Here is a 10,922-nt window from a genome sequence, read left to right on the forward strand (position 1 = left end):
AGTTTACTAGCTAGCCTATTTCGTTCTAATCCTTCCTGATTGCAGCGAAGAGGTTTTCTCAGAAGGTCTGTTATTATCAGATCTTTTGGGAAAACCCCTTTTTTGTTTTTGAATTTATTGAGAAATATCCGAGGGCAGAAACGGCCACGATCATTCAAAGGCTACTTCAAAAAGCGGACATGATCTAAGAAATAGGCAAATATAAACGGAGCTACGCCAAAAGTCAGATCGACTTCAAGCGTAGCTCCGTTTGTTTTTGTTATTTTACTGCACGAACCTGCTCTTCTACAGGCTCATATTTGCTTGGCCAGAATGCCCAGCGGCCTAGTAAGAGCGTAATTGCAGGAACAAGAAATGGTCGGACAACGAACGTATCCAACAGGACACCGATGGCGGTGATCATTCCGAATTGAACGAGTACCTGAATCGGGAGAGTTGCGAGCACAGCGAACGTTCCGGCTAGGATGAGACCCGCAGAAGTGATGACAGAGCCAGTCTCACCTACCCCTTCTTTAATCGCTTGCTTCAGCGGCATATGCTTTCTCTTTTGCCAGATGCTTGAGATCATAAAGATGTTATAATCTTCCCCAAGCGCGACTAGAAAGACAAATGAGTATAAAGGAATAGAACCCTGAATCGCATCCGCCCCCATAACATTATGGACGATTAACCAGCCGAGACCGAGCGCCGAGAAGTAGGAAAGAATAACCGTTAGAACGAGATACACTGTGGCTACAATTGAACGTAAGTACAGGAGCAGAAGTAGCGTAATCAACCCGATAACGATCGGGATAATGATCCTTGTATCGCGTTCTCCAGTCACTTTGGTATCGTGTTGTTCCGCAGTTTGCCCTCCTATCCATACACGATTTTCAGGATCAGATACGCCCGCATTAGCTAATGCCTGTTCCGCAGCGGCTCTCAAGTCGGGAATATGAGCCATCGCTTCTAAGGAATAGGGATTTAGATTGAACTCCACTTCATAAGCGATGATTTGTTCGTTTTGCTTACCGGTTTGTGGTTCAGCTACTTTGTCTACATAAGGGAGTGAACTAAGCTGCTGCGCAAGTGGGATCGACTTCCCCTGTGTGTCAATAATGACTTTAGCAGGAGCAAGTTCTCCTGGCGAGAACTGTTCTCCGATAGTGGCATACCCTTCACGTGATTCCATATCCTTCGGAAAGGAGGACATGATATCGTAGGTAAACTTGATTTGCGTCGAAAAGGTTGCAAGACCCCCTAATAGCAGGATACATATCGCTACAATCCACCAAGGCTTACGAACGACGATATTGCCGATCCAGTTACGTGGTGCTTTGTGAGCGACGGTTGGAGCTGGTTTTCCTTTACGTACCGCTCGTTCCTGCTGCATATCCAGTGTTCTCGGAATGAACGGGAAGAAGGAAGCACGGCCGAAGATCGCAAGCATAGCGGGCACAAGCGTTAAGCTTGCGATCCCCATAATGAGTATCGCTATACTGAATGGAGCGGCAAACCGATGATAAGCACCGTATTCCGCCACTAATAAAGCGAGTAGAGAAAGAACGACAGTTAGGCCACTCATTGCAATGGCGCCAGAAGAACCAGTAATGGCGCTAAGCAATGCTTTGCCTTTATTTTTCTCCACCCATAGTAATTGACGGAAACGGGATATAAGGAATAGGCAGTAATCAGTTCCGGCACCGAATAATAAAACGGTCATAATGGAGATGGCTTGAGAATCGACCACAATCCAACCCTCATGCGCCATCCAGCCCAGTATCGGATTAATGACCCCATAGGCAAAGCCGACAGCTACTAACGGGATTAACGCTAACACTGGCGAACGATAAATGAGTAGAAGTAGAACGAGTACGAGTAATACGGTACCAATCAACAAGGATACGTCAGCGTTCTTGAATAATCCTGTTGCATCGATTTGAATACCGACTGGACCTGTTACTCGTGCGCTTAGCTGATCGGAGGAATTGTTAGCTACCGCAAAAGGATCCTCACCGAACAGATCAAGAGTATAATCCTTTAACTTCGTTATGCCTTCTTTAAGCTGATCCGTATCGGCTTGCTTACTGAATAAAACAGGTGAGACTAGCGTACTCCCATCCTTGGATAACTCCCCTTTAATAGCGGGAAGCGGCAGTTGGTGGAGAGGTGGCACTGAAGTCTGGTGTGCAACTGGGGAAGTTGTAAGCTTCTCAGACAGTTTTTGCACATTTTGTAGGTCGGAATCAGTTAAGCCACCCTCCCTATGCCAGACGATAAGGGCCGGAATATCGGCACCACTGGGAAATTCACGTTCAGCAATGGCATCCGCTTGGACGGAAGGCTTAGAGCTATTTAAGTTGGGAGCATTGTTGTTTTCTTCGCTTTTAACGGATGGAAGTAAGACGCTAAGTAATCCAGCAGCGACAATCCACACGAGCAGGGTGATCCATTTGCTTCGTTTTCCAGCGACCCATCTACCTAATCCTCGACTATCGTTCATTGTTTAATTACCCTCCTTATTATTTTCCGATGATCATTAAAGACATTTGGGATATAATCTAAATAGTGACTAGATTAATTATATATACCGAAAGGTTAATTATGCAATGACGAATTTTTGAACAAAGGAGGGGACTGTGATGACGAAACCCCAATCGAAGCGATCTCCAGGCAGGCCAAAGAGTAACTCTGACCAGCCTTCCATGCGTGATAAAGTATTAAATACAGCTTCTGTTTTATTTATGGAATTAGGTTATGAGCCTGTTTCTATTAACATGATCGCTGAACGTGCAGGGGTGACCAAAGCGTCGGTCTATTATTATTTTACGAATAAAGCCGTTCTGTTCACAACTTCGGTAACGGAGATGATGACAAGGATTTGCTTTTATACGGAACGCATTATCCAAGCCCATTCAGATATCCGAACAAGGTTGGAACAAATCGCGGTTGCCAAAATGTCCAAATCACACGTGGAATTCGAAAGTCTCATGAGGGAAGCGATACCTTTTCTAACGCAGGAGCAGAGAGAGGATATCCGCAAGGCGGAGCATCAAATTCACGTGTTAATGGCGCAGACCTTTGACCAAGCGATGGAGCAAGGATTTATCGCGAAGGGTGATCCGATGCTCTTGTCCCATGCATTCGCATCTTTAATGATGATTGGTAATCGTGAGCTTGTCGGAGATACCTCCTATACCGCCAACGAATTGTCCGTAATTATCGTGGACTTGTTCTGGCAGGGGATCGCACCTCGATGAGGGGTGACTGGTTACTTGACATGAATCGCGTAAATTAGCTATAATCATGGCATACTTTGGCTGTGATAAGGATCAGTACTCGCGAGACGTTACACAGAGAGCCGGCGGTTGGTGCAAGCCGGTTAACGTAGACGACGAACTTACCTTGGAGCCTCCGAACTGAGCGAGTTTACTCTGGTTGAGTGACTTCGATAAGTTAGGCGTTTACCTCTCGTTACGAGGCACAAGTGGGCGGCTATCCAAGCAGGATGTCCGTCAACTAGGGTGGTACCACGGGAATTAATACTCTCGTCCCTAGCGACAACGCTAGGGGCGGGAGTTTTTTTGTTTGACTATTAGAAATTAAGCAGGATTGATGGCTGCCATCTAATAGCTGGCTGTAATATATGAACATAAGGGAGTTTATTCACATGTCGCAAGAAAATGGTCAAGGACAAGGCTATCAGCCATTAAAGATCGAGCCGAAATGGCAAAAGTTTTGGGATGAAAGTAAGACTTTCCGTACGACTGAGGAACCGGGAAAACCGAAGTTTTATGCTTTAGATATGTTTCCATATCCATCTGGATCTGGACTTCATGTGGGTCATCCAGAGGGCTATACAGCTACGGATATCGTAAGCCGTTTTAAACGCATGAAAGGCTATAACGTTCTACACCCGATGGGATGGGATGCATTTGGGTTACCTGCTGAGCAGTATGCGATACAGACAGGAAATCATCCGCGTGATTTCACGATAGAGAATATTAATAATTTCCGCCGTCAGATCAAATCCCTTGGTTTCTCATACGATTGGGAACGCGAATTCAGTACGACAGATCCGGATTATTACAAATGGACGCAATGGATTTTTATCCAGTTGTATAAGAAGGGCCTTGCTTATGTTGCGGAAGTTCCGGTTAACTGGTGTCCAGCCCTGGGTACAGTGCTTGCGAACGAAGAAATCATCGATGGGTTGAGTGAGCGTGGAAACCATCCGGTTATTCGTAAGCCGATGCGTCAATGGATGTTGAAAATTACTGATTATGCGGAAAGATTGCTTGAGGACTTGGAAGAGCTGGATTGGTCGGAAAGCATTAAGGATATGCAGCGCAACTGGATCGGAAAATCAACTGGTGCTGAGGTTGTGTTTGCGATTGATGGTCATGATGCGGAATTGACAGTGTTTACAACTCGTCCTGACACCTTGTTCGGTGCAACTTATTGCGTATTGGCACCTGAGCACGAGCTAGTTGAGGCGATTTCTTCTGTCGAGCAGAAAGCGGCAGTGAAGGCATACGTCGAACAGGCTGCTCGGAAGAGCGATTTGGAGCGTACGGACCTAGCGAAGGATAAGAGCGGTGTGTTCACAGGGGCATATGCGATAAATCCGGTTAACGGCGGTAAAGTACCAATCTGGATCGCGGACTATGTGCTTGGTGGTTACGGTACGGGAGCGATTATGGCAGTACCGGGACATGATGAGCGGGATTGGGAATTCGCGAAGAAGTTCGAGTTACCGATTGTGGAAGTCGTCTCAGGTGGAGATGTCGCGGAAGCAGCCTATACGGGGGATGGGAAGCTAGTCAATTCCGACTTCTTGAACGGCTTGGGAACAACGGAAGCAATAGCTGCAATGATCTCACGGCTGGAGCAAGATGGCAAAGGAAAAGGAAAAGTCACGTATCGTCTGCGCGATTGGTTATTCAGTCGCCAACGATATTGGGGCGAGCCGATTCCGGTATTGCATTATGAAGATGGCACGATGGATACGATCCCGGAAGAGGATCTTCCATTGCTGCTTCCTGATGTTGATAAGATTCAACCGTCCGGCACGGGTGAATCTCCACTTGCTAATGTAACGGATTGGGTCAATGTTGTGGATCCACGGAACGGTCGCAAAGCTCGCCGTGAGACGAACACCATGCCACAATGGGCTGGCAGCTGCTGGTACTACTTGCGCTTTATTGATCCGCATAATGAGAACGAGATTTGTTCACCGGAAAAGCAACGCGAGTGGTTGCCTGTTGATCTATACATTGGTGGTGCGGAGCACGCGGTTCTTCACTTGCTCTATGCGCGTTTCTGGCACAAGGTGCTGTACGATATCGGCGTCGTGAATACGAAAGAGCCATTCCACAAGCTTGTTAACCAAGGTATGATCCTTGGGATGAACAATGAGAAGATGTCCAAATCCCGCGGAAACGTTATTAATCCGGATGAAATCGTTGGGGAGTTCGGAGCGGATACGTTACGCGTATACGAAATGTTCATGGGTCCATTGGAAGCGACGAAGCCTTGGAATACGAACGGAGTAGAAGGCGTGTATCGTTTCCTAGCACGCGTATGGAGACTGTTCATTGACGATAACGGTAACTTGAATAGCAAAATTCAAGATGCTGCAGGGGATGATGCATTCCGCAAAACATGGCATAAGAGTCTTAAGAAGGTTGGCGAGGACTACGAGGCGTTGCGTTTCAACACTGCGATTAGCCAGATGATGATTTTCGTTAATGAGGCTTACAAGACAGAAATATTGCCGAAGGAAGCGATGGCTCATTTCGTTCAAATGCTGTCTCCGATTGCACCGCATATCGCGGAAGAGCTTTGGGAGAAGCTTGGGTTTACGGGCTCGGTATCCTACGTCGCTTGGCCTGAGTATGATGTTTCACTCACGGTCGATGCTGAAGTTGAAATCGTTGTACAGGTTAGCGGCAAGATTGCGGACCGCTTGAAGGTTCCAGCAGATCTTGATGAAGCGGGTATGCAGGCGTTAGCGCTCGAATCCGAAAAGGTCAAAGAACTAATCGCAGGTAAAACGATTCGTAAAGTTATCGCGGTCAAAGGTAAGCTCGTTAACATTGTAGCGAACTAATAATAGCTGCACATTGTAACAAAATAAATATCGCTGCGTGAAGCACACGCCGCTTGTCTCCATTGTGAAATGGAGCAGGCGGCGTTTTGTTTTTTTCAAGGTCATTTATTGCTGAATAGGTGGAGGGAGTGAAGTGCATGTTTGAAGAAGAATTTGAGGTTTTTTTAGAGAAGCAGCTTAAGGATGCAAGTGGACAAAGACTGGAGATGTTAAAGAGGGATTTAACCGGGACGAAGAAGCTGTTGGAAGTTGTAGATGGGCCGCGCTGAAGTCGTTTGAGGGGATCCAAAGACCAATTAGATAAGCAGGCAGATGCTTGCAGGCGAAGCTTTTACGAGATATTAGGCCAGAACACGAGTCTGGCTGGGTGTAGGCTCATGGAACAATTATCTGTCTACGAGCGGGAGGTGATTCGTTATGGCTTACGACTTATGCGACCAATTCGCATAGCGGATGTGAAATATTGCTTGCAGTGTCGTTATGGATTTAGCAGAAAAATAATAAACAGCTTACTGGACAAGAAACTGATCAAGCCAATTGGAAGTGGAACTAAACGCTATCATGAATACGAGCTTTTACCATTATCAAGAGAATTGATCATGCAAGCATACTGAAGTGAAATAGTTGGCAAGAGTTAGAGTTTCGTGAGACCGAACTGCGTTGAGGAAAACGTGGCAAAGTGGGGCTAGAGTTAGATGGGACCGAACTGCGTGGAGGATAACGTGTCAAAGTGAGGCTAGAGTTAGATGGGACCGAACTGCGCGAAGCAAATCGAAGCAAAGTGGGGCTAGAGTTAGATGGGACCGAACTGCGCGGAGGAAAACGAGGCAAAGTGAGGCTAGAGTTAGATGGGACCGAACTGCGCGGAGGAAAACGTGGCAAAGCGGGGCTAGAGTTAGATGGGACCGAACTGCGCGAAGCAAATCGAAGCAAAGTGAGGCTAGAGTTAGATGGGACCGAACTGCGTGGAGGAAAACGTGGCAAAGTGGGGCTAGAGTTAGATGGAACCGAACTGCGTGGAGGATAACGTGTCAAAGTGAGGCTAGAGTTTGATGGGACCGAACTGCGTGGAGGAAAACGTGGCAAAGTGGGGCTGGAGTTAGATGAGACCGAACTGCGTGGAGGAAAACGAGGCAAAGTGGGGCTGGAGTTAGATGAGACCGAACTGCGCGGAGGAAAACGAGGCAAAGCGGGGCTAGAGATTGGTGAGAAATGAGAGAGATGCAAATAAGGCGGCTCGAACCGCCTTAAACGCGTGAGGAAGCAAGCATGTATTTGAAGTAATTGCTGGTATATAACGAATTTGGTGGTGACCTCTTAAGTACGTTCCCTTGGGGACAAGGAGGAGTCTACGCGATCTAGATCATCGGCAAATTTCTGGTGGGTCGTGTATAGAACTTGCAGAAACGCACCGCGAGTGGATTTGCGCAATACGTCTAGTGCTGCAGCTGTAATTCCGCCAGGGACGGAAACTTTAGCCTGTAGTTCGCTTGGGGAACAAGGCTCTTCTAGCATGAGCCTCGCAGTTCCGAGCATCATCTCACATGCTAGTGAGGTTGCTGTTTCTCGCTCCATACCGGTAGACATTACTGCTGCATCTATAAATTGTTCTAGCAAACAGGCGAGGAAAGCAGGACCGCAGCTGGACAAATCTGATGCGACTCGCACCTCATCTTCAAGGATCGTAATCGGTTGACTGATCGCAGAAAATAAATTCCATAGGGTGGTTTGATCTTCTTCCGTCAATCGCGAGCCCCACATGAATAGAGATGCACCACTGCCAACTGCATTTACAACGCTGGGTATAATCTTCACAATTTTACAAGGAAGCAGTTCCTCTAATGAAGAGATTTTAACAGGACTAGTTATGGAGATCACGATTTGATTAGGAGTTAGAACAGACGATATTTCGTCTAAAACACAACGGAAGTCCATGGGCTTAACGCACAAAAACAAATACTCGGCCCCATTAGCCGCATCTCTGTTTGACCTGGCAATTTGCAGTCCAGGATATTGATCCGCCAGAGTTGTTAATTTGGAGGATGTTCGGGAACTGATGACAATGTCGTCTGGCTGCATAACGCCAGCACGTACGAACGCTCCCACTAATAAGCTCCCCATACTACCCGCACCTATGAAGCCGATCTTCATCCATTGTCCCTCCCTATGCGCTCTATATATTTTTCATTGTATGAACGTATGCTTGGCCGTCATGCCGACTTTTATATGCATATTACCTAATCGGAAGGAGTCTTTTACACTATGGCAAATGTAAAAAACCGAAATGTAAAAAAGCTCGTAATCTTGAGCATGCTCTTAACAGGAGGAGCTCTGTTTGTTTATTCCTTGTTTCAGGGCTCCGCGCAATCAACGATTCCAGGCTGGACAGCGGTTAATGAACCTTTAACAACAGCAATAGAAAACTTGTCAACTCCTCAGTCTACGATACCTACTGAACGGCAATCCGCAGCTCTATCACCGATACCTTCTGTACAGCAACCTCCAACTCTGCTCCCTGACTCGGTACCGTCTCAGAGTGCTGTGCCCACCGCAAATCAAGGCAACAACTCCTCTCCTTCGTCTAACTCTAAACAACCACCAGAACCAGCTTCAGCATTATCAACAGAAGCAGCAACAACAGCTAGCTCCACCCTGCTTGATCTTAATCATGCAACTCAATCCCAGCTAGAAACATTGCCTGGCATCGGCCCATCGAAGGCAAAAGCAATTATCGCGTATCGTGAAAAGCAAAATGGCTTTCAAAACATCAATCAGTTACTGGAGGTAAAAGGGATCGGAGCAAAGGTTTATGATCGTATTTCTCCGCTCGTTCAAATCCCAACAAAGAAATAAAACCCAAGTGACCTTTAACATTGATAACAAATATGAGAAAATGATAAAGATTTCAATATTATTATTTATTTTGGGAGGTTCATTAAATGAGCAATGATTCATCGTATTCACTGGAAACGCTTGCCGTGCACGCTGGGCAACAGATCGACCCTACAACGATGTCCCGTGCAGTTCCGATTTACCAGACGTCTTCCTACGGATTTCGTGATACGGAACATGCGGCCAACCTATTTGCTTTGAAAGAGTTTGGCAATATTTATACGCGCATTATGAATCCGACTTCTGATGTCTTCGAACAACGTGTTGCTGCATTGGAAGGTGGCGCTGCCGCTCTAGCGGTTGCATCAGGCCAATCAGCTATTACATACTCCATTCTCAATATTGCCGGAGCTGGAGACGAAATCGTATCTGCGGCAAGCATTTATGGTGGGACTTATAATTTGTTCTCAATCACCTTACCTAAGCTGGGAATTACGGTGAAATTCGTAGACCCATCCAATCCGGAAAACTTCCGTGCTGCAATAACATCTAAGACGAAAGCAGTATTTGCAGAAACTATTGGTAATCCTAGAGGTGACGTTCTGGATATCGCCGCTGTCGCGGCTATCGCACATGACAACGGAATCCCACTTATCATCGATAGTACATTCGCAACGCCATTCCTCTGCCGTCCTCTGGAGCATGGCGCGGATATCGTTCTTCACTCGGCTACGAAGTTCATTGGAGGACATGGTACATCTATCGGTGGAATTGTTGTCGACGGTGGAAAGTTCGACTGGAAAGCTAGCGGCAAATTCCCTGGTTTAACAGAACCAGATCCAAGCTATCACGGTGTTGTATATACCGAAGCAGTAGGTCCTGTAGCTTATATTATTAAGATGCGTGTACAGCTTCTTCGCGATATGGGTGCTGCGCTTGCTCCGTTTAACTCATTTATGTTCCTGCAAGGTCTGGAAACTTTACATCTTCGCATGGAGCGTCATTGCAGTAATACGATTGCAGTTGCTAAATTCTTGGAGTCTCACCCTGCGGTAGAGTGGGTCAACTATGCTGGCTTGGAAAGCCATCCTTCTTACGAGCTAGGACAACGTTATTTGCCGAATGGTCAAGGTGCGATTATGACTTTCGGTATTAAAGGCGGAGTGGAAGCGGGTAAGAAGGTCATTAACGCGGTCAAATTGTTCTCGCACCTGGCGAACGTTGGAGATTCCAAGTCGCTAATCATTCATCCTGCGAGCACGACGCATCAACAGTTAAGTGAAGAGGGACTGGTCGCTGCTGGCGTTCAACCGGGTATGATTCGTCTATCGGTTGGTACGGAAGGGATCAAAGATATTATTCATGATTTGGACCAAGCATTGGCAGCAAGCCAGCAATAAGCAGTAATGAGATTAGGCGGAGATAGACAATGACGACAACCCTGCGCAAGGATTGGGATACTTACTTTATGGATATTGCATTTATGGTTTCTACTCGATCTCGCTGTCCTAGAAGACATGTAGGTACCGTACTTGTACAAGGGAAGAAGCTGCTTGGAACGGCCTATAACGGGGCTCCCATGGGAGTTCAGGACTGCTCCGAAGCGGGCTGCATGATCGTCGAGGAATTCGTGCCTGCTCCAGAAGGTGATTCATCGTCCGAAATGATCAAGAAGCAACGATGTATCCGAACGATTCATGCGGAGCAGAACCTTCTGCTCTTCACAGATCGTGTGGATCGCGAAGGCTCTGTCGTATATGTGACGGATCAACCATGCTGGACTTGTGCGAATATGCTGGCAAATAGCGGCATCGTAGAAATCGTATATCATCGGTCTTATCCTAAAGACCATGAGAAAGTGGCCGTCTTAATGGAGCAAAAGGGCTTGATATTCCGAAAAATCATGAACTACGTTCCGCCAGCGGATACTGAAGTACAAGACGGATCATAGCCTATCCTATTGGAAGTAACCCAGATTGATCATTGTAAAAGGGGAAGC

11 protein-coding genes and 1 other annotated feature are annotated in these 10,922 nt (G+C 46.7%); of the genes, 9 read left to right on the forward strand and 2 right to left on the reverse strand.

Annotated features, from left to right (window positions below):
* Positions 1-259 precede the first annotated feature (259 nt).
* The gene (locus M1K58_RS17565) at positions 260-2,482 is read right to left on the reverse strand and encodes an MMPL family transporter (protein WP_256760139.1); all 2,223 of its coding nucleotides are present in this window, start codon (positions 2,480-2,482) and stop codon (positions 260-262) included.
* Positions 2,483-2,621: 139 nt separating this feature from the next.
* Between M1K58_RS17565 and M1K58_RS17570 the strand changes: the two genes are divergently transcribed.
* From M1K58_RS17570 to M1K58_RS17595, 6 genes are all read left to right on the forward strand, one after another.
* A complete protein-coding gene (locus M1K58_RS17570) occupies positions 2,622-3,239 on the forward strand; it encodes a TetR/AcrR family transcriptional regulator (RefSeq protein ID WP_256760140.1) in 618 nt (205 codons plus the stop codon).
* 53 nt (positions 3,240-3,292) lie between these two features.
* Positions 3,293-3,538, forward strand: a binding site (T-box leader).
* Between the two features lie 111 nt (positions 3,539-3,649).
* Positions 3,650-6,091 carry a leucine--tRNA ligase gene (gene leuS / locus M1K58_RS17575; protein WP_256760141.1) on the forward strand — a complete coding sequence of 814 codons (2,442 nt, stop codon included), beginning with the start codon at positions 3,650-3,652 and terminating at the stop codon, positions 6,089-6,091.
* Between the two features lie 137 nt (positions 6,092-6,228).
* Positions 6,229-6,360, forward strand: a complete 132-nt coding sequence (locus M1K58_RS17580) for a hypothetical protein (RefSeq protein ID WP_256760142.1) — start codon at positions 6,229-6,231, stop codon at positions 6,358-6,360.
* A gap of 108 nt (positions 6,361-6,468) precedes the next feature.
* Positions 6,469-6,705 (forward strand): hypothetical protein, encoded by a 237-nt coding sequence (locus M1K58_RS17585; protein ID WP_256760143.1) that lies wholly within the window; start codon positions 6,469-6,471, stop codon positions 6,703-6,705.
* Between the two features lie 116 nt (positions 6,706-6,821).
* The gene (locus M1K58_RS17590) at positions 6,822-7,118 is read left to right on the forward strand and encodes a hypothetical protein (RefSeq protein ID WP_256760144.1); all 297 of its coding nucleotides are present in this window, start codon (positions 6,822-6,824) and stop codon (positions 7,116-7,118) included.
* Between the two features lie 9 nt (positions 7,119-7,127).
* Positions 7,128-7,307, forward strand: a complete 180-nt coding sequence (locus M1K58_RS17595) for a hypothetical protein (protein ID WP_256760145.1) — start codon at positions 7,128-7,130, stop codon at positions 7,305-7,307.
* Between the two features lie 101 nt (positions 7,308-7,408).
* On the opposite strand, the gene comER is transcribed toward M1K58_RS17595, so the two are convergent.
* Positions 7,409-8,242, reverse strand: a complete 834-nt coding sequence (comER, locus tag M1K58_RS17600) for a late competence protein ComER (protein WP_256760146.1) — start codon at positions 8,240-8,242, stop codon at positions 7,409-7,411.
* 111 nt (positions 8,243-8,353) lie between these two features.
* Between comER and M1K58_RS17605 the strand changes: the two genes are divergently transcribed.
* The 3 genes from M1K58_RS17605 (at position 8,354) to M1K58_RS17615 (ending at position 10,874) form a co-directional block, all read left to right on the forward strand.
* Positions 8,354-8,944: a ComEA family DNA-binding protein gene (locus M1K58_RS17605; RefSeq protein WP_256760147.1), complete on the forward strand. Its 591-nt coding sequence runs from the start codon at positions 8,354-8,356 to the stop codon at positions 8,942-8,944.
* Between the two features lie 86 nt (positions 8,945-9,030).
* A complete protein-coding gene (locus M1K58_RS17610) occupies positions 9,031-10,323 on the forward strand; it encodes a homocysteine synthase (RefSeq protein ID WP_256760148.1) in 1,293 nt (430 codons plus the stop codon).
* Between the two features lie 29 nt (positions 10,324-10,352).
* On the forward strand, positions 10,353-10,874 hold the full coding sequence (locus tag M1K58_RS17615; RefSeq protein WP_256760149.1) for a deoxycytidylate deaminase: 522 nt from the start codon (positions 10,353-10,355) through the stop codon (positions 10,872-10,874).
* Positions 10,875-10,922 lie beyond the last annotated feature (48 nt).

Source organism: Cohnella sp. WQ 127256, assembly GCF_024519285.1.
In the GTDB taxonomy this organism is placed as follows: domain Bacteria; phylum Bacillota; class Bacilli; order Paenibacillales; family Paenibacillaceae; genus Cohnella.

Excerpts from the sequence above, each read along its gene's own strand:
- M1K58_RS17565 (WP_256760139.1), bottom strand. The coding sequence starts at position 2,482 with ATGAACGATAGTCGAGGATTAGGTAGATGGGTCGCTGGAAAACGAAGC.
- M1K58_RS17570 (WP_256760140.1), top strand. The coding sequence starts at position 2,622 with ATGACGAAACCCCAATCGAAGCGATCTCCAGGCAGGCCAAAGAGTAAC.
- leuS (WP_256760141.1), top strand. The coding sequence starts at position 3,650 with ATGTCGCAAGAAAATGGTCAAGGACAAGGCTATCAGCCATTAAAGATC.
- M1K58_RS17580 (WP_256760142.1), top strand. The coding sequence starts at position 6,229 with ATGTTTGAAGAAGAATTTGAGGTTTTTTTAGAGAAGCAGCTTAAGGAT.
- M1K58_RS17585 (WP_256760143.1), top strand. The coding sequence starts at position 6,469 with ATGGAACAATTATCTGTCTACGAGCGGGAGGTGATTCGTTATGGCTTA.
- comER (WP_256760146.1), bottom strand. The coding sequence starts at position 8,242 with ATGAAGATCGGCTTCATAGGTGCGGGTAGTATGGGGAGCTTATTAGTG.
- M1K58_RS17605 (WP_256760147.1), top strand. The coding sequence starts at position 8,354 with ATGGCAAATGTAAAAAACCGAAATGTAAAAAAGCTCGTAATCTTGAGC.
- M1K58_RS17610 (WP_256760148.1), top strand. The coding sequence starts at position 9,031 with ATGAGCAATGATTCATCGTATTCACTGGAAACGCTTGCCGTGCACGCT.
- M1K58_RS17615 (WP_256760149.1), top strand. The coding sequence starts at position 10,353 with ATGACGACAACCCTGCGCAAGGATTGGGATACTTACTTTATGGATATT.